A 25791-nucleotide genomic window follows, 5' to 3' on the forward strand; every position below is an offset into this window, starting at 1 on the left:
GCTGAAGGATTTGCAGGCCATGGCTATGAACGAAGCCGATACGCGCGCTAATTTAATTGACCCCAAGCTGGTTGCGGCTGGCTGGGGGCAGATTGAACATAGCTTTATTCGCCGAGAAGTGAGTATTACTCAGGGGCGTATTATCGGCGGTGGTCAGCGCAGCAGTCCGGTTATTAGCGATTATGTGCTTGAGTACAAAGGCCATAAGCTGGCAGCCGTTGAAGCTAAAAAAGAAAGCCTCAGCTACACCGAAGGCGTGCGCCAAGCGAAGGATTACGCCAAACGTTTACAGTGTCGTATCGGTTATGCAACCAACGGCCATCTGATTTATCAAGTGGATATGCTAAGCGGCAAAAAGGAGTTGGTTGACCAGTTTCTGAGCCCAGAAGCCTTGTGGCAGCTCACCTTTGCTGAGCTAGATGCTCAAGTACCTGATTACGCTGCAGTATGGCGCGAGCGTTTTGCCAAGATTCCGTTTGAAGTCAAAGGGGACTGGCAGCCGCGTTACTATCAAGAAAACGCGATTCGCAACACCCTTGAGGCCATTGCGCAGGGCAAGCAACGTATCTTGCTCACTTTGGCGACAGGCACCGGTAAAACCTGTATTGCCTTTCAGACCGCTTGGAAGTTATTTAATAGCCGTTGGAGTTTGAACGCACAGAAAGACCCTGATGCAGCACAAAAGCGCCCGCGTATTTTATTTCTTGCTGACCGCAATATTTTAGCCAATCAAGCCTTTAATGATTTCAGTGCCTTTGGCGAAGATGCGTTGGTTCGGATTGACCCCAGTGAAATTAAAAAGAAAGGCACTGTGCCAAAAAATGCCAGCGTATTTTTCACCATCTTCCAAACCTTTATGAGTGGCGGTAAAACATAAAGGGCGTAACTACTTACGGTCGAGTAATCAAATTGTCATGATGTCAAGTCATTGCGGCTTGGTGGATGTAAGTGATCTGGTCATCCCTCCAAAAATAGCAGTGGCGCATTCAACCAGGCACGACAACACGATTAATATTTCTTTCAGATAAGAAGTAAATGGTGGTGATCGCAAGAAGCCGAATGAACGCTCAACGAAAAGCTATAATTTGGCACGAGTGGCAGAAGAGTTTATGCGCTGAGTGATGTGTGTATGAGTTTGGCCAAGCGCAGAGTAGTTTCTGCGCTTGGTTTGTATCTGTTTATTTACAGGCTAAAACAAAGGATTACTGACCCATACCGCAACCTTGACCTTGATTCATACCTTGACCCATGCGTTGGTTTTGGCTTTGCTGCTGCGCTTGGTTTTTCCCTTGGGTTGGTACTTGCTCTGCTGCTAATGCGTAATTAACAGAAACGGCTAACAGACTCGCCAAGAAAGGCGTCACTAATCTTTTTAAATTCTTCAAAATAGACTCCTAATATAAAGCCGCTTAGAAGGCATAAGATAAAGCCCTATTTCAGCACGATGATGTCTACCCCTGTGTAGGCACAGTCTATGAATAAGTTGATTTAGAGTTTAAATTTATCGCGCTGCTAGCGCTGGACGAATAGCGAAGTAATAAGACCTACTTGAACCACCCGCATTAGGCACTTTTATCTGCGACTACCGCTAGGATTCGCTGTCAGGCATACTCATCAGGCAAAATAAAATAATCGCGATGCTGACTTCTGTCAGTACTGCGACAAAGTGCATACTTGCCATGAATGCGCAGTACCATAACATCAGGCAGAGGCTTGTTGACTAACGGGCGTGCCGTTTTCTTACAACCACCAGTGGGGATAGAACCATGAAGCGTAGAACACTATTAAAAGGTACTGGGTTGGCCATAACCGGCATCGCAGCGATGGGCGGGTTAACCGGCCAAGCATTTGCAGCTGGTGCGCCGACCAGTAAGCCGGATGCAGCCCCGTTGGACAATGAACTAGAGAAGTACCCACGCTGCGTTATTTGCAATATGGACCGCAGCAAGTTCCACTTTTCCCGTCATCTGCTGCACTATGCTGATGAGCATGCTGAAGGCACCTGCTCGATCAACTGTACCAGCGAGGTCATGTTGCGTGAGCGTAAGCGTGGTTTTAAAGCGATTTACGCTGCTGATTTTGGCGTTGTGGCTGAGCCCAAGCCGCTGGTCGAGGCCTCTGCTGCCACTTATTTGATTGGTTCCAGCCTGCGTGCGGTGATGAGTCCGGTCAGCAAATATGCTTTTGCTCAGCGTTCTGCGGCAGAGGCGGCTATGTCTGATGCTGGCGGCCAGTTGGCCAGTTTTGAACAGGCTGTAGCTGCCTCGTTGCAAGACTATGCCAAGATGGTTACTCAGAAATACGCCCAAGATCGCCAATCCTAAGCAGATCGGACATACAGTACCTGCAGCCTAATTCATTCGACTTAGGCTGCTTTGCCATTGACTGATTAGCGCAGTTGCTTGCTATGAATCTTGGATGAGAGCATTAAACTCTGCAACAGGAACAGGGCGGCTAAAATAAAACCCTTGATAAGCGTCGCAGCCAAGTGCTTTAAGAATTTCAAAGTGTGCTTTTTTTTCAATGCCTTCGGCTACAACATTAAGGCTAAAGTTTTTACCTAGATCAATAATAGACTTAACCATAATTAAATCCATTTTATCGTCTGGTAGGTCGTGGATAAATGAGAGGTCAATTTTGAGTTCATCAATGGGTAAGTGCTTTAAATAGCCCAATGATGAATAACCTGTTCCAAAATCATCCAAGGAAAATGATAATCCGAAATCAACTAACGCATTCAGTTTTTTAACAATTTCACTTATATCGCCTAATAAAATAGATTCTGTTATTTCTAATTTTAATTTAGATAAATTAATAGCTGATTCAGAAATAATTTTTTTTATATTTTCAACAAAGTCTTTCTGCCAGATTTGTTTAGCGCTGATATTAATAGATAAATATAGATGTTGATATCGAGGATCAGATTGCCATTCTTTTAGTTGCCGGCACGCTTCAGTGAGTACCCAGTCACCAATGGACACTATAAGATTGGATTCTTCAGCTACCGCAATAAAGTCACTTGGGCTAATTAAACCGAGTTCTGGGTGCTTCCAACGAATTAAAGCCTCAGCAGACACCAAGTGTCGGTTTGAATCGTATTGAGGTTGGTAATGCAAGATAAAGCCGCCGTGCTTTAAAGTATGGCGTAACTCTTTGTGTAAGCGAGTGGTGTAATCCAGCTTTTGCTGCATCATTGGGTCAAATATCACACAATCATCACGGCCTTTCTTTTTAGCCTGATACAGTGCCATATCTGCCAGTTGCAATAATTCAGTGGTTGTTTTCACGTCTCGATCAAAAATAGTAATGCCGATACTGGCTGTGATGGTGTACTCGATCTTAGGGCTGGTAATTCTCGGTGTTAGACTGATTTTTTCAGCGATGGTCTCGCGAATACGATGTGCAATATGTTTTGCTTTAATGGCAGCTTTGATTCGATCAGCATTTAGGTCATTAAGCACGATGACAAATTCATCGCCGCCAAACCTTGCAACTGTGTCATCTTTGCGCATAAGTGAATTAATACGCTCTGCGACGATTACTAATAAGTCATCACCGGTTTGGTGTCCGTATGAGTCATTTAGGGTTTTGAAGTGATCTAAGTCTAAAAACAGTACAGCGCCACATTGACCAGAGCGTTTACTGTGTTCAATTGCAATATTTAATCTGTCGTTTAACAGTGCGCGGTTGGGAAGTTTAGTTAATGAGTCATAGAAAGCCATTGACTCAATTTTGAGCTGGTTGATTTTTTGCTCAGTAATATCTTGCATAATGCCAACCAATAACATTGGCTTGCCTTGCTCATCAAACTCAACAACCTGTCCTCGATCCCAAATCCATATAATTGTGCCGTCTGGGCGTTGGAATCTAAATTCAATATTGTAAGGTGTATTGTTTTCCATTAAAGATTTGAGGGCATTTAAAACATATGCTCGGTCCTCTTCGACAAGACAGCTTTTAAACTCTTCAAATGATTTTTTTGAATGCTTAACGCCGGTAATTTCCTCCCAGCGTTTGTTTTGAAACACTTCGTTGGTTTGTATATTCCAATCCCACATGCCTTCGCCAGAGACATCCAGCACATATTTCAAACGCTTAGCGTTAAATTCTGCTAAGTTTTTAAGCTCAGTTATTTCGGTAATGTCGCGGGCAATAACAGCGATATGCAGCTCGCCAAGCTTGTTTTTGAATGGGGTTTTTATGGAGTGAAAGTAACGAATTTCACCTGTGTTTTTATCTGTCGACTCTTCATAAACCATGTCAGGTTCAAAGCGCCGCATAATAGATTGGATGTTTTCTTTGAAAAACTGGCCTTGTTTTTTATTGCCGGTGAAATAAGAGTCTTCTTTGCCAATCATTTCTGCTGGCGTCGTGCCATAGAGTTTAGCAGCATAGTTGTTTACAAATACAAAGTTGCCTTCCCAGTTTTTAGCCACGATTGGCTCTTGAATCGCATTGACAATATCGAGCAATAATCTGTTTTTTTCTTTTTCTCTATCCAGTTCTAATCGAAGTGAATCATCCATGGGCGCCCCAAGCTGGTCCTAAATGATTGTGAAATTAAACGAAGACGCCCCGGTTGTCTATAACCCTCTGTAAATCTATGCGCATGCGTGCTTTATGCAGGTAAGTGAGTGCTGTCTTTTGTTGATTTTTCCGTTAACAAGCAATCAGTCACAGAGTGATACGGCTTTATAAAGCGCCTTTTTCGTCGTGCCAAGGGTTGTATCTGCTTTAGCTTTTCTGCCAGTCAAAGTCAGCGCTGTTAGCGCTATAGGCATATATTCGAGTAAGGCAGTACGACTTATGTCGCATTAGTCTCGGCGGCATATCGTCTAAAAATACTTGTTCGCCGTTAAATGATGGGATAATCTTCAAGCTGGTCGGACCGGTTAGACCAGTTGTTCTGGTTGTGTGATCGGCCAATATGATAAACCGTGCGAAAAGCACCTAGAGCATATTACCCATACAAATACACGTCAGCTTTCCCCGGCAGTATTTAGTGCCGCTGGTTGATCGCAGATGGCGAGATAATCTAATAGGAGTTCTCGATGAAAAAGCGATTCATTCCTGCCGCATCTATTATTGCACTTTCAATGGTGCTTTCTTCCAGCATAGCCTTTGCAAAAGACTACACTCTGCGTCTCAGTCATACAGGCGCACCAGGTCACCACTATCAAACCATTACTGAGCAGTTTGCCGAAGAAGTTGCACAAAAAACCAACGGCGCTGTTGAAATTCAAATCTTCCCTTCTGATCAGTTGGGTAACCAGCTGGAGTCAGTTGAAGGCACCATGATCGGTACGCTGGAAATGACACTGGCTTCGGACACAGTACTGTCTAACTGGGTGCCTGATATGGGTATGCTCAACCTGCCTTTCCTATTTAAGGATATGGATGAGTACCTTGCAGCTGTTGAAGGGCCAGTTGGCGAAAAACTAAGTGCGCAGCTAGAAAAACAAGGTGCGATCATTATTGGTTGGTGGGGCAATGGCATGCGCCATGTGACCAACTCGGTTCGTCCCATTAATACACCAGACGATCTGAAAGGTCTGAAAATCCGCGTTCCAGAAGGAAAGGTCTTTGTTGATACGTTCCAGACGCTGGGTGCTGGTGCAACGGTGATGTCGTTTGGCGAGCTGTATTCAGCGCTGCAGTTGGGTGTGGTTGACGGTCAAGAAAACCCGCCGGCGCACATTCTGACTCAGAACTTTAATGAAGTTCAGGACTATGTGTCGCGTACTGGCCACATCCATATGGGTTCTCCGTTGATTATCAGTGCCTACCTGTTTGACAGCATGCCGGAAGATATCCAGCAAACGCTGCTTGAAGTGGGCAAAAAATATAACCGTAAGCACATTGATTTAATTGCTCAGCTTGAAGAAGAGCAGTGGAAGGAAATCGAAGGGCGCGGCATGAAAATCAATGATGTTGATAAGTCACTGTTTCGAAAAGCCGTACAGCCTGTCTATGACGATGCTGCCGGCAAGTTCAATCAGGAAATATTCGAGTTACTTACTCAATAATCAACTTAGCTACAGGATCGCCACTAGAGCGGCAGTGCAGCCGCTCTAGTGCTTTATTAGGGCCGGTTTTCATGAATAAAACAGATCTCCCTTCCTCATCTGGCTTGCGCAAAGCATTAATTTCGCTGTGCGATAAAATTGCAGCGGTATGTCATAGCATTGCCGCTACAGCTCTTTTTGTAATGCTCTCACTGGTCGTTATTCAGGTTGTATTTCGATACATATTCAATAAGCCAATTGGCTGGACCCAAGAGCTGTCAGTTTTTTCCTTGATGCTCGCGGTTATGGCGGGAATGGCCGTGGCATTCTGGCGCGGTGAGCATTTTAAGGTGTCGGTGTTGGTTGACAGCTTGCCCCCAATGCTTGGCAAGGTGGTCATTGTTGTTTCACGACTTATTACCGTCACCTTTCTTTGCGTGGTTGTCTGGTTCAGCTATGCACTAGCGATGCGTGCCATGGCGCAGGTGTCACCGACCACAGGTATTCCGATTGGTTATGTTCAGCTTTTCTTGACGGGAGGCTGCTTAGTGGCTGCTTTTCTGCTTATTGTGAAAACGCTATTGGGCCACGAAACCGTCAGCGATAAAAATGCTGTTAGTGCGGATCAAATATCATGATTGAGATTTTAATTTTCGCTTTTATCGGCTTTTTGATAATAGGCTTACCTATTGCAATCGCCTTAGGTGCAGCGAGCACCCTTGCCATTTTTTTCGGAAGTAATATCCCGTTACTGGTGGTTGCGCAGAAGATGTTTCAGGGCCTGAATAACTTTGCGTATTTGGCGATTCCGCTCTTTCTACTAGCGGGGGCTTTGATGTATGAGGCCAAGCTGTCGGAGCGTCTTGTGGCAATGGCAAGCCGTCTAGTTGGTCGGCGCCCAGGTGGCTTAGCCAATGTGGCGACAACCTCATCAGCTTTTTTCGGAGCCATCTCAGGTTCATCACCAGCGACCACGGCTGCGGTTGGCTCTGTGCTGATCCCTTCCATGAAAAAATTAGGCTATAGCGCAGCAGGTTCGGGCGCGGTCGTGGCTGCCTCAGGTGCGCTGGGTTTGATCATTCCGCCAAGCATCACCATGGTGGTGTATGGCGTGATTTCTGGCGTCTCGATTGGCGGGCTGTTCATCAATGGAATTATTCCGGGAATACTGCTGACCCTAGCGATTTGCTTGCTCAATTGGTGGCGTGGAAGAAAGAGCGTCGATGACGTCAGTCTTGAAGACAGCTCCGTATTGCCCGGCGAGCGCCTTAAGAATATGGCGGCGCTGCTGATGCCCATCATTATTATTGTGGGCATCTACTCTGGTGCATTTACACCAACTGAGTCAGCTGCAGTGGCCTGTGTGTATGGCTTGCTTATTGGTGTTTTCCTGTACAAAAGCTTGGGCATGGTGGAAATAAAGCGCGCCTTTTTGAGCACGGCAGCGACAACCGCTGTCATCATGTTTTTGATGGTGTGTGCCAACGTCTTTGCCTTTGTTATTACCACTGAGCGTGTGCCACAGCTGTTCTCTGCTTGGGTCATGAGTATTACCACTGATCCGACCATGATCATGCTTATGATGCTGGCGCTGCTGATCGTGGTTGGCACCTTTTTGGATAACGTGTCCGCTCTGGTGCTGCTGGTGCCAACATTAATGGCGACCACCTCTGCGGTTGGTATTGATCCAATGTATTTTGGTGTATTTACCATTATTGCGTTGGCGGTTGGGCAATTTACCCCGCCCGTAGGGCTCAACCTGTATATCGCTGCAGACATTGCGGATGAAACAGTGGAGAAAGTCAGCTTCGCGGTGCTTCCATTTGTTGCCGTGTATATCGTGGCACTGCTGATTTTCGTTGCATTCCCAAGCATCTTAACTATTTTTTCCTGAAGATATGGATATGAAAAATACTGTAGTACTGATTTCACTCGGTGGCACAATTGCCAGTCTTCCGAGCAGTTCTGGGCGTGCGGTTGCCGGTGCGCTTTCAGGTAAAGAGCTTATGGACAGCTTAAAAATTGAGAGTGACGGTCCGGTTGAAGTCATCACCCTCTGCCAGAAGCCCAGCAATGCCATCACCATTGACGATCTGCTGCAGCTGAGGACACTGTGTCTTGAGCTGGCGCAGCGCACCGATGTAGTCGGGCTGGTTGTATCGCAGGGGACCGACACCCTAGAAGATACAGCTTACTTTCTTGACTCAACCTTAGAGCTGCTAGACACCGCATTGGTGGTTACCGGCGCTCAGCGCGTGCCCTATGCGGCGGGTTCAGATGCCGGCCCTAATCTTCGTGATGCGCTGAAAGTTGCACGCACAGCATCGGCACGTAGCGCAGGCACTTTAGTGGTGTTCAATGAGGAAATTCATGCGGCAAGCAGCGTGCGTAAGCTTAGCAGCTATCAGCTCAATGGCTTTGGCTCGCCGGGTCTTGGCCCCATGGGTTTTGTTGATGGTGATGAGGTCATGCTCAGCAAACGGTTGTTACGCTCTAGCGTGATTGCGCCGGGGGAAAAGCTACCACGGGTGGATATTATTCCGGTAGCAATTGATGCATCACCGGCTCTGCTGCAAGCGGCGGTAGCCAGTGGTGCCAAAGGCTTGGTCATCGATGCAATTGGCCGTGGTCATGTTCCGCCGAGCTGGATAGAGCCGCTTGCTGCTGTGTTGAATGCGGGCGTTCCTGTTGTGATTGCGACCTCTACCCAATGGGGCCGAGTCGATGAAGTGTATGAGTACCCTGGCTCACTGGCTGAGCAGGTCGCGTTGGGAGCGCTCAAAGCCAATCACCTTAATGCCAGAAAAGCTCGACTGCGGCTAATGTGTGCTTTGTCGTGCAATCTGCCAATCAATCAATCGATATTATCCTGATGGCCTAGTTGGCCTCTGCGCCCTGATTGGGGTTGCCGAGCGCACCGTTAGCGTTGTCTAAAATGAAATGTTCAGGAGAGAAAATGAAGTCTTATAATATTGCCGTTATCCCTGGTGATGGCGTTGGCGTAGAGGTTACCAAGGCAACACTTGATGTGCTGCAAGCAGCAGCCAGTAAGTTTAGCTTTGAACTGGCACCGACCCATTATGAATGGGGATGCGAGTACTACCTGATACATGGCCAGATGATGCCTGATGATGGATTGGCGCAACTTGGCAAAAGTGATGCCATATTTTTGGGTGCAGTAGGCTGGCCCGAGTGTGTACCCGACAGCGTTTCATTGCATGGTCTGCTGTTGCCAATTCGTAAGCAATTTGACCAGTTTGTTAATATCCGTCCTCACCGTCTGCTTAAAGGTACGGCAGGTCCGCTGAAGAAAACAGACTTTGATATCCTCTGCATCCGTGAAAATACTGAAGGTGAGTATTCTGGCGCGGGTGGCCGTGTGCATGTTGGCAGCCCACACGAGGTAGCGGTAGAGACATCGGTATTCACGCGCCAAGGGGTTGAGCGTATTCTTCGCTTTGGCTTTGAGCAGGCGCAAAAGCGTTCCGGTAAGCTGGCTTCTGTGACTAAATCAAATGCACAAAAATTCTCAATGGTATTCTGGGATGAGGTCACAGACGAGCTGGCCGCCGAGTACCCTGATGTTAAAGTTGAGCGCTATCACGTTGATGCCGCTGCCGCGCGTATGGTTACGCATCCGGAAAGTTTCGATGTGATTGTTGCGTCTAACCTGTTTGGCGACATCCTTAGCGATATTGGTGCGGCTATTCAGGGCGGTTTAGGTTTTGCAGCCTCTGCAAATATCAATCCGACCCGTAATATGCCTTCGATGTTTGAGCCCGTGCATGGCTCAGCGCCAGATATTGCTGGTCAGGGCAAAGCTAACCCAGTGGCAGCAATTTGGTCTGGAGCGATGATGCTTGAGCATCTTGGCGAACAACAGGCGGCCAATGCCATCATGCAAGCGCTGGATAAAGCACTATGTGACACGCAATGCTGCACGCCGGATATGGGCGGCAGTGCAACAACTGCTGAGCTGGCTGAAGCTATTGTGAAATTACTTTAGCGAATCACCTCTCGGAATAGTATTTAGTTAAGCTATTGCGAATATAATTATCTTTTTAGTATTTTCGAGAGGCGTGAAGACGTAAAAATGCTCAACAATTCCATAGCAAAGCTTCTTCAAACGAAGATATTAAGCGGTGAATATCCTCCAGGAGAAGCATTACCTGGGCAGCGAATGTTGTCCGCTGAACTGGGCGTTAGCCGCTCGGCGCTGCGTGAGGCACTGAGTGTTCTTGAGACGCTGGGCTTGGTCGATATTCGTCAAGCCCGGGGTGTCTTTGTTCCTGATCCAAATAGCAGTGCTGCTAATAGCAGTTGCATGGCAGACCGTCGCAGTAAGCAGGTTTTTCAGTTTCGTCTAGCCGCTGAGCCCTATGCTGCGGCAATGGCCAGTCGAACGCGCTCAGAGGATGACCTAGAGCGTCTGGAAAAAACGGTGTACAAAATGCGCTATGCACTTGAAAAAGGGCAGCTTATTGATGCCGCACAAGAAGATTTTAACTTTCACCACATCATTTTTTCCATATTACAGAACTCGATTTTTACTGACACTAGGCGTCGCATTGTGACTGATATTCACAGCGCTCAGTGCAAGCCGCTGACTAATAAAGAAGAGTTGATGAAACCGCTGGAAGAACACCAGCGAATTATCGATGCTATTCGCGATCAAGCGCCTGAGCGTGCCAGTGAGGCGATGGCATATCACATTCGCGCGGCAGCGTTGCGTGGTGGTTTGAGTGATGACGATATTTAAGTAACCTCGCTCAGCTTTGGCTGTCCAGCGTGCTTGTTTCCATTGCAGGCTACGCACGCATGCTGCTGTGCGTGCTCAGCACCGATGGTTGCAGGGCAAAAATAAACCTACAGATACTGCTGTCGGCTTTAGGCCGTTAAGCGGAGAGTGCACATGAGTGAGCAGTTATTGCAATTGACGGCCGAGCCACTGACAGCTGAAGCGTTTACGGCTTTTGGCGAAGTGATCGATCATCGCGGCGCTGATTTTTTTATGATTAACAGTGGGCGCACCCGCCGTTATCATGATTTGGCCAAGGTCGAAACACTGGGTGAGGATGCACGAACGCTGATCAGCATCTTCGTCACTCAGCCAGTGCAAATGCCTTTGCAGCTAAGCTTTCTTGAGCGCCATCCGCTAGGCAGTCAAGCTTTTATACCCTTGCATTGCGAGCGCTTTGTGGTTGTAGTGGCGCCGGCTGGCGATGTTATCGATCCAGCGCAAGTGCGTGCTTTCGTGACTGATGGCCGCCAAGGTGTCAATTACAGTGCGGGCACTTGGCATGCCATACAGTCTGTTCTCGAGCGCGAAGGCGAGTTTCTAGTGGTGGATCGCGGCGGTGCTGGACACAACTGTGAAGAATACCCGCTGGCGCTGCAGATAACGCTGGGCACATAAGCGTGCTAACCGTTTGCTGGCCCTCCATTAGCACGCACCAGTTGACGTTTTGCTTAGGCAATTGTCGTGTCAGCGCTTATTTGCAGGCGATCTATTCGCGCGTGCTGGCGTGACGTTGATCCACGATCTGCTGGCGGGCAAATACACCAAGCGTACGTATGGCTTGCCGTGCTGATTGTAGAGCGTTCGCCTGCAAGTGAAAGACATGCCAGCGTGCTGTATGTATTTCTAGGCGGCAGGGTACGCCGCAATCTGTTGCGTGTTGCGCCAGCCGTGTGGAGTCCGATAGCAGTAATTCTTGCTCGCCAACCTGAATCAGCATGGGCGGCAATCCCGTTAAGTCGATTTCAAGAGGGCGGTGGGTTTGCGCATCCAGCGGTGGTTTGTACCAGTGCAGTGCTTGCTCCAGCCAGCCGCGACGCAGCATGGGGTCTTCACCGTATTTTGAGACCAGTGTGTGGCCGCTCAGCGTGCCATCGGTGACCGGGGACATCAGTAGCAGCGCCGCCGGAAGGCGCTCGTCACGCTCGCGTAACGTCAGCGTAAGCGCCAAGGTTAATGCGCCACCTGCTGAATCACCGCCGATCACAATCTGCTCGGCAGCATAATATTTACGCAGCTCTGCATAACAAGCCAGCGCATCGTCTAAGCCGGCAGGGTAAGGGTTTTCAGGTGCCAAACGGTACTCAGGCACCCAAACAGGCATACCGGCCTCAACGGCCAAACGGGTGGTAAGGCTGCGGTGTGACTTGGCACTGCCCAAACAAAAAGCGCCGCCATGCAAATACAGAATGACGCCATCTGCTTGGCTGGTCTTAGGGGTAATAATTTGGGTGGGGATGCCATTGGCGCTGAGCTGTTGCACAATGACACCGCCGACACCTGGCGTCATTGCTGAGAACAGATTGACCACTCGGCGCTGCGCCTTGGCTGAAAAAGGTGGCCCCATAAATGTGCGGAAAGTGAAGCGTAAAGTCCTGCGCATGAAATCTGCATTGAATTTTTCTAAGCGGTTTTGCGGCTCGGCTACAGTCACACCATCCACCGTGCTGAGACTGCTGGGCAAGGCACGGGTGAAACGGTAGGCCTGCAAACTTGAGAAGCGTGTTAAGTAACGATACGACAAAGTAAAACCGGGCCAGTTGGCGCTGTTGTGTCCAGATTCGTCCACATACCAACTTGTGCAGCCCTGCCATATGCTGTTGGCGAGGCGCTTTTGTATCGTGTCATTGAAGCGGCGGTAGTGTGTGTCATCCACTTCAATGCGTGTTGCTTGTGCTGTTTGCAGTGCTTAGTAGCAGCGCAGTACGTGGGCGATCTGGCTTTCTAACATGTAAACGATGGAGTTGTGGCCCAAGTTGGTATTGGGTCCATAGAGCATAAATAAATTGGGGAAACCGGGTACGCTCATACCCAGATAGGCTTGCGCGCGGCCCTGCCAAGTTTCATTCAGGTCGAGCCCCGCGCGCCCAGTAATGCGCATGGGGGCAAGAAATTCAGTCGCAGCAAAGCCGGTGCCATAGATGATGGCGTCAACCGGGTGCTGCACACCATCGCTGGTTTCGATACCGTCAGCGGTGACGCGACTGATGCTGTTTGTCACCAGCTCGACATTGGCCTGAGTCATGGTTTTGAGGTAATCGTTGGACAGCAAAATACGTTTGCAGCCTATCGGGTAATCTGGAGTTAATTGAGCACGCAGCTTGGTATCAGCTATGTCTTTAGCTAGCATTTTTTCGAAGGGACGACCGACGGCCAGTTTCATTAAGCCTTTAAATCGAGTAAACGCCAGCGCTTGCGCTTCATAGCGCAGGTAGATGCCTGCGCGATGGAGTTTCATTGCCCAAGGCAGTTTGCGGAATAAGCTTTTTTGCCAATTTTTGTATGCACGATCCGGCCGCTTTTTAAGATAGGCGGGCGAGCGTTGAAAAACAGTGAGCTGCTCAACTGTGCCAGCGATGGCGGGCACAAACTGAATCGCTGATGCGCCAGTGCCCACCACGGCCACGCGCTTGCCGGCTAGATCGTAGCTGTGATCCCAGTTGGCTGAATGAAAGGCGCGTCCTTGAAACGTCTCGATGCCATCCAGCTTAGGCAGAGCAGGGCGACTCAATTGGCCGGTGGCGCTGATCAGTAAGGCTGCATGCAGCTGACTGCCGTCGCTGAGGATAACCTGCCAGAGTGAGTCAGCCTCATTGTAGGTCGCCTGCTGCACCTCTGCGCCAAACTGGATATGCGCGATTAATTGATATTGATGTGCACACTGCTGCAGGTAGCTATAAATCTCTGCCTGTGAAGCAAAGATACGTGTCCACTCTGGGTTCGGTGCAAAGGAAAACGAATACAGGTGCGAGGGCACATCGCAGGCTGCGCCAGGATAGCTGTTATCACGCCACACGCCACCGACGTCTTGGGCCTTTTCCAGAATCGTAAAGTCAGTGATGCCCGCTTGGCGCAGCTTGATTGCCATGCCAATGCCAGCAAAGCCCGTACCTATAATGATGGCCGTTAATGGTGTGGTTATTTTCTGTGCAGCGGCGTTGTTCATATAGGGTTTCCTTGGGCGGGATTTGGCCAGCTGTTTATTGTTGTTGAGACTGTTTTAATGAGCCGCTAATTAAAACCTCATCTTGGTAATATTGCGGTCTATATTTTTATTCTATTAGATTCCAGCCTGCGTAGGAGTGATGAAATTATATTTGTGCTGTGATTCCTTAAATGCCTATCCTTTCGTATAAAACGGTGCATTTTGTTCGCAGGCCTATGCTCTAGTATGACTTGCTCGTACAGAGTCCTGCTGTCGAGATATTAAGTGTTAAGTACGCGGACAATTAATTTTCAAGCAAAGCAATAAATTCTGAAACAGGCAGAGGCAGACTAAAATTAAATCCTTGATAAACGTCGCAACCGAGGTCTTTAAGAATTTTAAAATGCGCTTCTTCTTCGACACCTTCAGCAACAACATTAAGTCCAAAGTTTTACCTAGATCGATAATTGATTTGACCATAATCAAATCCGATTTATCATCCAGTACGTCACGAATAAATGATTGATCAATTTAAAGCGCGTTAATGGGCAAGTGTTTTAAACACCCTAGCGGGGTCAAGTGTCGAGTAAATGAGCTGGGCGCTCCTATTTTCAGAGTGAAAATAGGAGGTTTCACGCGCAGTATAAGGTTAGATTTTAAAACGCATCACTAAGTTATGAAGCTCTTGTCCTAAGCGCGCCAACTCTTGCGATGACGCAGCGGTTTCTTCTACAGCTGCCGCTGACTGATCGGCGGCACTGTTCACATTCACCACGTTAAGGTTGATTTCCTCTGCTACTAAGCTTTGCTCTTCTGCGGCTGTGGCAATTTGCGCGCCCATTGCTTGCATCTCAACTACAACCTTAGCAATAGCCTGTAACTCGTTATAGGCTTCTTGGACTAACCCCAGCGTAGAGTCGGCAAGCGTGCGGCTACTGTCCATCATGACTACTGCATTACCTGAACCGGTTTGTAAATTAGTAATCAACTCTTCAATCTGAGCTGTTGATTCTTGTGTGCGGTGGGCTAGGCTGCGCACTTCATCTGCTACAACTGCAAAACCACGCCCAGCCTCACCTGCTCGCGCAGCCTCAATTGCCGCATTTAGCGCCAAGAGGTTAGTTTGTTGAGCAAGGCCGTTAATCACAGTCAGGACCGTTGAAATATTTGTGCTGTCCTCATTCAAGCGATGCATTGCTTCGGCACTTTGCTGCACCTGAGTCGTTAAACGGCTATTGGCATCTAATGCACCCTGCAATACTTGCTCGCCATGTATTGCTAGACGATTGGCTTTCTCCCCTGACACAGCCGCCTCTTCAGCATTTCGCGCTACTTCATGCACAGTCGCGGTCATTTCATTCATTGCGGTAGCAACTTGCTCGGTTTCTTCGCGTTGACCAAGCACACCAGCGCTGGTTTGTGTGGTGACGGCAGATAATTGTTCTGCGGCTGAAGCGAGTTGTGAAGTAAAGCCATTAACCTCGCCTAGAGCATCACGCAGATTTGTGCGAGTTTGGTCCAAGGCTTTTAATAACGCGCCAAACTCGTCGCGACGTTGCTCAACCCCGCGCCCCGTCATGTCTCGATTGCCAATGGCTTGAGCAATGTTAAGGGCTTGGCTGAGAGGTTGAGTGATTTGAATCGTCATGAACCAGCCAATCACAGCGCCCAACACAATCACTGCGAGAGTTAAGCTTGTAGCGACTGTTTTTGAACGGCTTATTTCCTGGTCGCGTAAATCTGTCACAAAGAGTACGCGATCATCAGTGCTCGCGTTAACGCGCGTAAACACATCAGTCATGTGGTTTTCAGTTTCAAACTGTAGCGCTGTTAAAGTGACTATGTTGCGTAGCAAATCCATATAGTTTGCAGCGCTTGTTGCGATGGCAGCTTCTACGTCTGCTGCGGTGCCCAGCAGCCTAGGTTGCAGTTTGGCTGCTGTGTTCTGAAATAAGCTGTATGCCAGCTCTAAATTTTCAGCACTCTGTTCTGTTTTATCGGCTATAAATACACGTGCTGCATAAGCAAGCATATGCTGCGAATTAATAAGCTCTGTGACGAGACGGCCTGTCGCAATGCTGTAAAAATCATCATGAATAACAGGTTGCAGATTCGTGCCATTTATTAAAGTGTCAAGTTCAGAAAGTGCACTATTGATATCTGCACCAATGCTGGCAGCAGCAGCGATATTGGTTTCTGTTTCTTGGTGAGTCTTAATGTAATTAGCAAATAGATTCTCATACGCGGTTATATCAACTTGTATTTCATCCATCATCGTACGACTGCTGGCTACGGTTAGTGTAGCCTTTGCTTCATTTGCAATTTTTTTAGCACTATCAGCTAATGCTTGTGTCTCTTCAATGAACTGTTTTTTGAGCGTTAATTTGTACCCTGCGGTAGCAATGCGTAAGCCATTAACACCATCATCAATCTGCGTGATTTTATCTATATTGGTAGTCCGCAAATTAATTTGATTCAAGCTGTAGAAATTATTAATTGCCATAATTACTGACAGCAATAAAATTAGACCTATTCCAATAGTTAATTTCATTGGTACGCTAATATTTTTCACTATTTTATCCTTATCCTTGTGGGTATTGCTTCGCTATCCAAAACAACAACACATAAAGTTATACTTTAGTTGTATGTTTTTAAAGGGGCGCAGTATTGGCACGTACTGCATAGTCACGCAATGATTTATGTCAAAAATGGTGCTTATGCTTATTTGTGCGCTGTTGTGTTGAATACGTTATTTTTATTTGTGCTGCGCGCTTTTTTTAAAGAATTCTAGGTGACTAAACGGTCATTATTTTAAACTAAAAACCTATATTGCTAATTTTGTTAAGATCTGTATTGATCTGTGCCGGGCTGGGAAAATTAAATATGTGTAGCGCTTTCCCTAAATATCTGCTTCACTCTTCAGCATAATTGCTTTTTTACCAAAGGACAGTAATCTCAAGCGTTCCACCATTCATACTTGGCTTGTGAAAATTAAAGAGTCCGAAGTTAGATCTTATAACTCCTGTGCTGATAAAATGTTGCGCATGCTTACTGCATTTTAAGTAGCAATACCCTTAGGGAGCCTCTGAATAACTCCCCACTTTTTGCGATAATAGCCGCATCGACCTTTTTTTAGCCCAGTGAGCCGAATCATGAGCCAACTGACCTTTGCCGAAGCAGAGTACCAGAACAAAAAGCGTAAGACGCGTCGTGAGATTTTCTTGGAAAAAATGGATGCCATTATTCCTTGGAAGCGCTTGGAGAATCGCGCCGCTAAGCATTACCCAAAAGGTGAAATGGGGCGTCCCCCTTATCCGCTCAGTGTGATGCTGCGTGTGCATTGCTTGCAGTTGTTCTACAACCTTAGCGATCCTGCTCTGGAAGATTCGCTGTATGAAATTGAATCAATGCGCCGCTTTGCAGGATTGCGTTTGTCAGACAATATTCCTGATGAAACAACGATTTTAAACTTCCGTCACTTCCTTGAAAAGCATGGGCTGGGCAAGCTATTTCTGAAGGAAATTAACAAGCACTTGCAGCATCAAGGCTTGCTGTTTCGCGAAGGCACCATTGTGGATGCCAGCATTATTTCCGCACCGAGCTCAACGAAAAATCAAAGCCGCAAGCGCGACCCAGAAATGCATTCCAGCAAGAAAGGCAACCAATGGCACTTTGGCATGAAGATGCATATCGGCGTGGATGATGTCACAGGTATGATTCATAGCGTGGAAAGTACGGCTGCCAATGTGCACGACGTAACCATGACTGCAAGCCTTCTACATGGCGAAGAAAAGCGTGTATTTGGTGATGCTGGATACCTAGGTGTTGAAAAACGCAGGGAAAACAAAGAGCGCAAAAATCTTGCCTGGCTGATCAGTGCTCGAATCAGTAAGCGTAAAACCATGACCGAAAATGAGCAGGAAATTGAAAAAATGAAAGCCAAGCTACGCGCTAAAGTTGAGCATCCGTTTCGCTACATCAAGTGCGTATTTGGCTATAACAAAGTCCGTTACAAAGGGCTTGATAAAAACCATAACCGTTTATGCCTGCTAGCAGGACTAACGAACCTCATGATCAGCAGAAAATACTTGCTGGCTTAGGGTTAGTGCGCCCTTAATCCGCCAAAACGGCGAATTAAGGGCTAAAAGAGGTGGTTTTACCTCGAAAACGGCCTTTTTTAGCTGTTTTTTTGAGTTTTCGAGTCATTTTCTGAAAAGCTCAATAATAAGCTGAGATTTTCAGAGGCTCCTTAAGTAATATATAAAATTAAGTATGGTTTTATGTCTAATTGTAATGGAGTACAGCTCGCACTATGCGCCCCCAGATTGCTTTGATTACCGAGAAGCCTAATGACACTGTTCCAAGCAGCTGGAGTCAGTTTCAAAGCGTTTCCGATTTCCAAAATGATACAACTGTAGATGTGGTTGTCCTGAATTTGCCCGAAAACAAGATTAGCCGAGCCTTGGAAACGTTACGCAGGGACGAACGATACCGGCTTACCCTTATATACACACTCATTGAACAAAGTAGCATTCAGCTCTTGGGGGACGGGCTTCTTCCGTCAAGAGCTGATGCTATTGAGAAAGAACACGCGCAATTATGCAAACGCCTTGCTGTGTTTAATCGTGGTCGTAGTCCTGAGCGCTTCGAAGAACACGTTATGGCTTGGCTGTGGACACGTCCGCATACCGGAATCACTGCTCGGCGCGATACCAGCTTAGCGCATGTTTATAGCTACCCGTTACTTGGAGTCTTTGCAGGCGATGAGCCGGTTAATCAGGTGCTCTGGCTGCGCTTGATGTCGGAACAAGGTTTGCTCGCAAGTGGCGAATTGGTTGACCGTATTCGCCTCTGTTCAAAATGTAATTCAGCTCGACTCAACTATGTTGATGTATGCCCAGAGTGCAGAGACTTGGATATCGCCAAAGAGCCCGCCCTGCACTGTTTTACCTGTGGTCATGTCGCACCTCAGGACGAGTTTCTCAAAGACGGTTTGATGCTCTGTCCCAACTGTTTGACTCGGCTTCGACACATCGGTAGTGATTACGACCGACCTATGGAAAACCTGAGTTGCCGAGCGTGTAATGTCTCGTTCATTGATTCTCTTGTTCATGCGCGCTGCCTAGATTGCAATCATTCACAAGAACCAGACGAACTGCGCGTGCGAGAAATACGCAACTACAGCATGACAGAAAAAGCTCGATTACGCTGTCGACAAGGCTTTTCTCAAGACGTTAGTAGCGAGTATTTTGGACGCCTGAGCTTAATCAACCTGAATGATTTCACCAGCTTTCTTGACTGGCAGATACAGCAAGCTACACGCTATCCGAAATTACCAGAATGCTCTTTGCTGGGGCTTCATTTCGACGGTCTCGAGCGTGCTCTGAGTACGCCTGAAGGGCAAGCTTCACTAGACACTTTAATTGAGCGCATTAAGCAGACTATTAGAGATACTGACCGTTGCAGTCGCTCTAGAGAAGACTTGTTATGGTTTTTGTTGCCACACACGGATCGCAAAGGCGTAAAGGTTCTTGAGCAGCGCCTTTCAGAGCTTACAAAGCTACTTGCTACAGCCGATGGTAGTGTGCAGTTGAAAATGGCAGCTATCACCCTTCCTGAGGACCTTTTAACGGAAGAGAATGCGCAGTTGCTGATGGCAAGATTAACCGGCGAGATCGGGTAATGTTTGAATCAACGTTATTGGCAATGCAAGAGTTGGTGTGGTTTTTCATTTATGAAAAATGGACCGGTCAAGCGCTACTCTTATTGTTTCCGTTCTTCATATTAATCGAACTGCCGATGAATCTGCTGGTTGTAGCAGGGATCTTGCGCTGGTATTCAAAGAAACTGCGCAGAACCCCCTTTAACAGTCGCTATACACCTAAAGTGTCCTGCATTATCACCTGCTACAGTGAAGGCCGTGACGTGCTTCAGACCCTGCAAACGCTATGTGAGCAAACCTATCCAGGACACATTGAACTCATTCCTGTAGTGGATGGCGCATCACAGAATCAAGACACCTTGAATGTCATACGTGATTTCAAGCTGGATCGCAGTCTGTATCCGAATCGCACTTTGAAAGCCATACCTAAATGGCAGCGAGGCGGTCGGGTTTCATCCCTTAATGCAGGTCTGCAGGCAGCAAGCGGCGAGATCGTATTGGCTTTGGATGGCGACACATCCTTTGATAACAACACAGTGAGTGTGCTGGTGCGACATTTTGAAGACCCTAATGTTCCAGCAGTCTCTGGTAGTTTACGTGTGCGTAATGCCAAGACATCGCTGGTGACACGCATCCAAGAGCTGGAATATTTTTTGTCGATACATACCAGCAAGGTCGGACTGTCTGAATGGAATACCGTGAACAATATTTCCGGTGCATTCGGTGCTTTTAGAAAAAACTTTTTGCAACATATCGGTGGCTGGGATACCCATTCAGCCGAGGATTTGGATATCACCCTACGCATAAAAAGCTATTTTGGTCGTCAGCCTTATCGTATTCCATTTGAGCCTGAAGCGATCGGCCACACCGACGCACCCATTACGTTACGCGAGTTTCTTATGCAAAGGCTGCGTTGGGATGGGGATTTGTTTTTTCTGTATATTCGCAAGCACTCGCACAGCATAACGCCTCGTTTGCTGGGCTGGCCTAACTTTCTTATGACGCTATTTACAGGGTTCTTTTTTCAGCTGGTACTGCCCTTTATGATCGTTATTTACTCAGTAGCCATGCTGATATTGATACCTATACCGATGGTGATTGTCCTCACTGTATTTGTTTATGTTCTGTACTTAATCATGACAATTATTATTTACCTGATCGGGTTGATGCTGGTTTCAGAGCGGCGCAGGCAAGACCTGAGAATGCTGGCAGTTGTACCAATATTCCCCTTGTTTATGTTTGCTCTGCGCTGCTGGGGTGTCGTCTGCATACTTAATGAAGTGTTCCGGCGTGGCCATGAAGAAAGCGGAATGGCACCATGGTGGGTTCTGAAGAAAGGTAAGAGGTTTTGATTATGGGTGCAAGACGGCTGAATGCCTACCTTCTCGGTTGCATGTGTCTGGTGCTGTCGACTTATGCTTCCAGTGCGTCGGCAATTCCTCTTCAGGCATTGTTGAGTAAAATGCAGGACAGTCCGGCTACAACAGCGAGTCGCTACGAAGAACAACGAATAAACTCAGAACTGCGCCAGCGCCAGGATAATACCAGTTGGATGCTGTTTGGCGGTGCAGATACAGGGCGTTACCGTGACCTAGAAGAGTCAGGTTTGCAAAAATATGAAGGCTTTGGAGGACAACTAGGGCTACGCTATCCCTTGCTCGGAGCAATGCAGGCACGACGCGCAGCAGTGATTGATACGCAGATTGCTCTTGACCAAGCTGAACATTCAACCGAGCTGATCCTTGCTGAACAGCAACAGGAGTTACGCCAAACCTATATAGACTGGTGGCAGCAGGGTGCGCTGACTGATTGGTGTAATACTTACCAGCCTGTTGCGTCTTCAGAGCAGAAGGCGGTCGCCAACCGAACCCAAGTGCAGCAACTGCGCTTATCTGAAAAGCTTTGGGTTGAACAACATTGGCGCAGGCTTACACGAGTGTGTACTAACTTAGCTCAACAGGATGCACATTTTCGCGGGCAGCTCGCCTATTTACAAGGCGAAATTATTTCTGCTGCTGCTAAGCCAATAGCTGAAAAATTACCGACTAGGCTGGCTCCAATAGGGAGTTGGCTGCATATACTTGAGAAGCATCCGGCGTTGAAAACCCATCGTGCCGAGCAGTATAGACTAGAGCCGCTTGCGCAAAGTCGATGGACCGACCGTATCGACGCCGACTTCAGCATCAGTCAGCGATATGACAACCGTGATGGTATGAGTGGCAGCGGTGGCGGTACAGTAGCTGCTATTACCTTTGAAGTTCCTATTGGCAGCCTATCCGGTGGAAACCGGGGAAATTCAGCTGAATCGCGTTATATTGCTGCGCGCTATCGAACAGAAGATACACGCCATAATTTAATGAAGGTTCTTGAACAAACATTAATGCAATACCAGCAGCGACTCGATTATCTAAAAGAGCGCAGCATAGAGCTCAAACGTACACAGCAATTAGTTCTTGAACAGAAGGGCAGACTAAATATTGATACCGAAGTTGGGTTCTTGAATCTGCGGTTGGCGCAGCTCGAACAAGCGGAAGTCGAACAGGAGCTGATCAATGCTTGGCATGCAACCTGGTCGGTACTGGCACAACTTCAAGTGTTAACAGACGGTGAACCGCTCACTCGCTCAACGGATGCAATGCATTGGAGCTCATTGCAAGAATATCAAAATCGTATTGATGCAGAGCAGTCTTTATCTGCAGTATCAACCGAGATACCAGGGTCTTCCGAGTCAGCGAAATCTGTGCAGTCTTGGAGTACAGCTGCTTATATATGGGACACTAGCGTTCTGCTTGATCGAGAGCAGCGGGCCGAGCAGGTTGAGTCACTTGCGCGTGCTGGATTCAATCATGTTTATCTTGGCTTTAATGCTGCGCAGGTAAGCAATATTGAGTCACTTAACCTTGAGATTACTCAGCTGATACATAAGCTTAAACAAAGCGGTTTCACCGTTGATCTGCTGCTAGGTGATCCCCAGTGGCTGCTCAAGGAACAACGTTCCGATCTACTACAGCTGATCGATACCTTTTCAGCACTTCCCTTTGATAACCTGCATTTAGATCTAGAAGTTGAGCAGCTCGGTTGGCCTGTCCCAGAGTCGCGTCTACACGATTGGCTACAGACACTTGAAGCGGCTTCACAACGCAGTCCGTGGCCAGTGACTTTGGTCAGTCATCATCGTTGGTTTGCTGCGCAACAACGCTTTGCTAATGTATGCGTACCCTGCGCTTTGCCCGGGCTCAATATTGAGAGTGTCACTCTTATGCTATATAGCACGGCTGAGCAGTCAGTTATCACGCGGACCGCTAAAATGCTTGATGCTTGGCCTGAGTTACAACTCTATCTCGCCCAGAGCGTAGAGACTGACCTTCCCAAAGAAAACAGTTGGAGCGGTTCGTCGCCTGCTGAACTGACAAAGCTGACTATCCGCTTGCGTGATCATTTAAAACCCCGTGGTTTGGCAGGTGTCGCTTGGCAGGACTGGGCGCAATACCCTCGATCGGCTACAGAGAAATATTGACCATGAAAGTACGTTTCACTAGCAATAAAGAGCGCAATCCTGCCCAAGATGGCGGACTTAAAGTTATTTATGCCCCGAGCAAGCGTATTGCCTACCGTTTACGTTGGTATCTGATCCTATTAGTCGTAGCCAGCCCCTTTATCTGGTTTTCGAGTAAGCTGATTGGCAGCATGGTATTGCTTGATGCGCCCGCACGTACCGTTCAACCGTTGACAGAAGTCCGCGCACTGGAAAGCGGTACCATACGTCAACTGAGGGTAAAGACAGGTGATCAGGTTGCTAGTGGAACGCTTCTAGTAGTTTTAGATAACCCAGTTTTACTTGCGCAACATCAAGCGGTCATGGACACCTTGGATGTAATGACTCTGGGCGGCACGCCCTTACAGCGTCAACAGCAAATCTTGCATCAGCAACTGGAACGGGCTCGCTTGCGCAGCATAGAGCTACAGCGTCTTGTCGATATGGGTGCAGCCACGCGCGGAGAATTATATCAAGCGCGCGATCTTTTGAATGATCGCCAAGTGGCATTGGCAGAAATTGAGCGCCAACTTGCACCAACCAACGACCAGGAGATTTATACGCGGCGTAACCAAAGTGATCTGATTGCTTTGGATAAGCGTCTTGAGCAACTGCAGATCACAGCCAACAGTGATGTTGTGATCAGAGATATAGTGGTCAACGAAGGTGAGGCAGTGGGTCCAGGCACTCTGTTGATGCAATTGCAAAAAAGAGGCATCGTAGAAATAGAGGTTTATCTCGATGCGCGGCAGCGAGAGCTTGCTCGTATTGGCCAAGAATTAAAACTACGCCTTCCCGACGGCCAGTGGTTGGATGCAAAAGTTACGTCTGAGCCGAAACTCGTGACTCGCTTGCCACCCGGAATGCGCACGGCCTTTGATAATGATGCGTCAAAGCTATTGCTCATGGTTGAGACTATAGAGTTATTAGGTCAAGAGTGGCAAATAGATAATCTGCCATTAACAGCACGTTTCCCCAGCCGGTTTCAACGTTGGCTACCCTAATGACTATCGAGCTTGGAATATCAGGTGCTCCGAACTCCATATGCTGATATTTTAGTTTTAGAGTTGTAGCCATTGCATAAATTCAGACACTAAATAAGCAGTATGCAGCCCAAGTATTAAAGCGTTTGGGCTGCCCTATCAGCTTGCTGCAACTTAGTTAAATGTATGCCCTGCTTTATTGATTTCTTTAAGTAGATCTAAAAATAAAGCTTCTGATGCTCTACGTGCCGCTAAAGAAAAATCAGATTTAAACTCGCTGTATTCAGCGTTGCCCTTTGACTGCAAGGTTTTTTCCCAAACTGTAAGGCCTTTGCTATCAACTGCTTTGCAAGCGAGGCTGATGGTGAACTCTGTTGGCGGCCAAGTGAATGCGCTGCTGGAGGAGGAATTGGTGGTGATTTCTGGGATAAATATATAGCTAATCCCCTTATCATTAATAAACGTCATATTATCCAATGAGTCTATCGAGTAAACACGTGTAAATATCTTGGATAATACCGTGATTAGGGCACCTTCAGAATCAGCATAAGGCTTATAAGTAACTTTATCGCCACCACCGCCTGGGGTGACGACCTTTTTCTCTTTATTCTCGGCAGATATAAAGTACGCAACATTCTTATCGATGACTGAGCTTGGCTCAACCTGTCTCAGGCGAGTTAAGTCGGGGTTCATCTGGATGTCACGTGCGCAGCCAGTAATAACTAGAAAAGAGATGAAAATAACGTACGTTTTCCAATGAGAAAATATTGCTTGCATCGGTGAGACTCGCTTTAAGATGTTATAGGTTATAAATAAGATTATTATTGTGTATGCGCAGAGAACATACTTTCAAATTTTGGGTGGTCAACTATTTTTTTGATTAATTCTTGCACGGTTGGCATGAAAGATTTTGGCATATCATTACCACAGGCAACACCACCAAGAAAACTCGCACTGTAGTCTCTTTTGTGGACGATATTGATTTCTTCATTATTCTTATTGGAAATAGTCAGATCAAATGTCCAGTGTGCGTCTGTCACGCCTGAGCTGACATCAGTGTCATTAAGGTAGCCATTAATGACAACATCGGAATCTTTAGAATACATACCGGCCATTGTCAGCTCTTCTATAAGTGCATCTTCAATATAGCCTTCAAAAGACTTTCTATCGGGAAGCGCGACATTGTTTGCTAGGCGGCACATGACTTTATGGTCTGTTTTCTTTGCTTTGAATTTACCAACATTCATTTTCACATCTAAGTTCTTAAGAGTCTGCTGATTGACAGCTGTTGCCTGATAGCGGTCTGTTGTGATGGCGCACCCAGTGCTTAATAAAATTATTGAGAGCAGTATAAAAGGGGATATGTATTTCTTCATGGAGCGTCTCTTTTTTAAAAAATTAAAAAATAATATCTGACCCAGCGATGCGATGAGGCAGGTTTGTTTTTATATTTTCAAACTGAAAATACCAGTTTTAACACGCCCAAAAGTAGTCTGTTAGTTAGTCATATTGGTGTGCGCCACTGTTTTATGGCGCAAGTACTATACAATTTAATCTGTTTTAATTAAACAATATCAATATGCGACCTATTGATGACTTTGCAGCGCTTATTGCAGGGTAAATACGTCAGAACTTTTACCGTGATATCGAAAGCCTTAGGGTT

At 47.1% G+C, this 25791-nt stretch carries 20 protein-coding genes and 2 pseudogenes; 14 read left to right on the forward strand and 8 right to left on the reverse strand.

What is annotated here, in order from left to right; all coding sequences use genetic code 11:
* Positions 1–25 precede the first annotated feature (25 nt).
* Positions 26–865, forward strand: a pseudogene (locus tag FXF61_RS13975) (DEAD/DEAH box helicase family protein); the annotation flags it as partial.
* Between the two features lie 337 nt (positions 866–1202).
* On the opposite strand, the gene FXF61_RS13980 reads toward FXF61_RS13975, so the two are convergent.
* Positions 1203–1385, reverse strand: a complete 183-nt coding sequence (locus tag FXF61_RS13980) for a hypothetical protein (protein ID WP_151185826.1) — start codon at positions 1383–1385, stop codon at positions 1203–1205.
* A gap of 381 nt (positions 1386–1766) precedes the next feature.
* Here FXF61_RS13980 and FXF61_RS13985 point away from each other — a divergent pair, with 381 nt between their 5' ends.
* Positions 1767–2324 (forward strand): nitrous oxide reductase accessory protein NosL, encoded by a 558-nt coding sequence (locus FXF61_RS13985; RefSeq protein WP_151185827.1) that lies wholly within the window; start codon positions 1767–1769, stop codon positions 2322–2324.
* A gap of 81 nt (positions 2325–2405) precedes the next feature.
* Here FXF61_RS13985 and FXF61_RS13990 read toward each other — a convergent pair whose 3' ends face one another.
* Complete coding sequence (locus FXF61_RS13990; RefSeq protein ID WP_151185828.1) at positions 2406–4526, reverse strand: EAL domain-containing protein; 2121 nt, start codon at positions 4524–4526, stop codon at positions 2406–2408.
* Positions 4527–5051: 525 nt separating this feature from the next.
* On the opposite strand from FXF61_RS13990, the gene FXF61_RS13995 reads away from it, so the two are divergent.
* The 7 genes from FXF61_RS13995 (at position 5052) to FXF61_RS14025 (ending at position 11421) form a co-directional block, all read left to right on the forward strand.
* On the forward strand, positions 5052–6026 hold the full coding sequence (locus tag FXF61_RS13995) for a TRAP transporter substrate-binding protein (RefSeq protein WP_151185829.1): 975 nt from the start codon (positions 5052–5054) through the stop codon (positions 6024–6026).
* Between the two features lie 71 nt (positions 6027–6097).
* Positions 6098–6643 carry a TRAP transporter small permease gene (locus tag FXF61_RS14000; RefSeq protein WP_151185830.1) on the forward strand — a complete coding sequence of 182 codons (546 nt, stop codon included), beginning with the start codon at positions 6098–6100 and terminating at the stop codon, positions 6641–6643.
* Positions 6640–7899, forward strand: a complete 1260-nt coding sequence (locus FXF61_RS14005; RefSeq protein WP_151185831.1) for a TRAP transporter large permease — start codon at positions 6640–6642, stop codon at positions 7897–7899. Before FXF61_RS14000 ends, FXF61_RS14005 begins: the two co-directional genes overlap by 4 nt.
* 10 nt (positions 7900–7909) lie before the next feature.
* The gene (locus FXF61_RS14010; RefSeq protein WP_151185832.1) at positions 7910–8878 is read left to right on the forward strand and encodes an asparaginase; all 969 of its coding nucleotides are present in this window, start codon (positions 7910–7912) and stop codon (positions 8876–8878) included.
* A gap of 83 nt (positions 8879–8961) precedes the next feature.
* Complete coding sequence (locus FXF61_RS14015) at positions 8962–10011, forward strand: tartrate dehydrogenase (protein ID WP_151185833.1); 1050 nt, start codon at positions 8962–8964, stop codon at positions 10009–10011.
* Between the two features lie 87 nt (positions 10012–10098).
* Complete coding sequence (locus FXF61_RS14020) at positions 10099–10764, forward strand: FadR/GntR family transcriptional regulator (protein WP_151185834.1); 666 nt, start codon at positions 10099–10101, stop codon at positions 10762–10764.
* Between the two features lie 153 nt (positions 10765–10917).
* Positions 10918–11421 (forward strand): ureidoglycolate lyase, encoded by a 504-nt coding sequence (locus tag FXF61_RS14025; protein ID WP_151185835.1) that lies wholly within the window; start codon positions 10918–10920, stop codon positions 11419–11421.
* A gap of 91 nt (positions 11422–11512) precedes the next feature.
* On the opposite strand, the gene FXF61_RS15175 is transcribed toward FXF61_RS14025, so the two are convergent.
* The 4 genes and pseudogenes from FXF61_RS15175 to FXF61_RS14040 form a co-directional block, all read right to left on the reverse strand.
* Positions 11513–12679, reverse strand: coding sequence for an alpha/beta hydrolase (locus FXF61_RS15175; RefSeq protein WP_256663443.1), 1167 nt, complete (start codon positions 12677–12679; stop codon positions 11513–11515).
* Positions 12680–12712: 33 nt separating this feature from the next.
* On the reverse strand, positions 12713–13969 hold the full coding sequence (locus tag FXF61_RS15180) for an NAD(P)/FAD-dependent oxidoreductase (protein WP_256663444.1): 1257 nt from the start codon (positions 13967–13969) through the stop codon (positions 12713–12715).
* Positions 13970–14252: 283 nt separating this feature from the next.
* A pseudogene (locus tag FXF61_RS15350) lies at positions 14253–14387 on the reverse strand (EAL domain-containing protein); the annotation flags it as partial.
* A 210-nt stretch (positions 14388–14597) separates the two neighbouring features.
* Positions 14598–16520, reverse strand: a complete 1923-nt coding sequence (locus FXF61_RS14040) for a methyl-accepting chemotaxis protein (protein ID WP_178087320.1) — start codon at positions 16518–16520, stop codon at positions 14598–14600.
* A 580-nt stretch (positions 16521–17100) separates the two neighbouring features.
* On the opposite strand from FXF61_RS14040, the gene FXF61_RS14045 reads away from it, so the two are divergent.
* The 5 genes from FXF61_RS14045 to FXF61_RS14065 all read left to right on the forward strand — a co-directional run bounded on the left by FXF61_RS14045 (position 17101) and on the right by FXF61_RS14065 (position 24149).
* Positions 17101–18048 carry an IS5 family transposase gene (locus tag FXF61_RS14045; protein ID WP_151185837.1) on the forward strand — a complete coding sequence of 316 codons (948 nt, stop codon included), beginning with the start codon at positions 17101–17103 and terminating at the stop codon, positions 18046–18048.
* 212 nt (positions 18049–18260) lie between these two features.
* Positions 18261–19631, forward strand: coding sequence for a diguanylate cyclase (locus FXF61_RS14050; protein ID WP_178087321.1), 1371 nt, complete (start codon positions 18261–18263; stop codon positions 19629–19631).
* A complete protein-coding gene (locus FXF61_RS14055; protein ID WP_256663445.1) occupies positions 19631–20962 on the forward strand; it encodes a glycosyltransferase in 1332 nt (443 codons plus the stop codon). Before FXF61_RS14050 ends, FXF61_RS14055 begins: the two co-directional genes overlap by 1 nt.
* 110 nt (positions 20963–21072) lie before the next feature.
* A complete protein-coding gene (locus FXF61_RS14060; protein WP_151185838.1) occupies positions 21073–23127 on the forward strand; it encodes a TolC family protein in 2055 nt (684 codons plus the stop codon).
* Between the two features lie 2 nt (positions 23128–23129).
* Complete coding sequence (locus tag FXF61_RS14065; RefSeq protein WP_151185839.1) at positions 23130–24149, forward strand: HlyD family secretion protein; 1020 nt, start codon at positions 23130–23132, stop codon at positions 24147–24149.
* Between the two features lie 153 nt (positions 24150–24302).
* Here the strand turns inward: FXF61_RS14065 and FXF61_RS14070 are convergent, their stop codons facing one another.
* Entirely contained in the window at positions 24303–24905 is a 603-nt protein-coding gene (locus tag FXF61_RS14070) for a hypothetical protein (protein ID WP_151185840.1), read from the reverse strand.
* Positions 24906–24949: 44 nt separating this feature from the next.
* Positions 24950–25504: a hypothetical protein gene (locus FXF61_RS14075; protein ID WP_151185841.1), complete on the reverse strand. Its 555-nt coding sequence runs from the start codon at positions 25502–25504 to the stop codon at positions 24950–24952.
* Positions 25505–25791: the final 287 nt, after the last annotated feature.

Origin of the sequence: Pseudomonas sp. C27(2019), from assembly GCF_008807395.1 — a bacterium.
Taxonomy (GTDB): domain Bacteria; phylum Pseudomonadota; class Gammaproteobacteria; order Pseudomonadales; family Pseudomonadaceae; genus Denitrificimonas.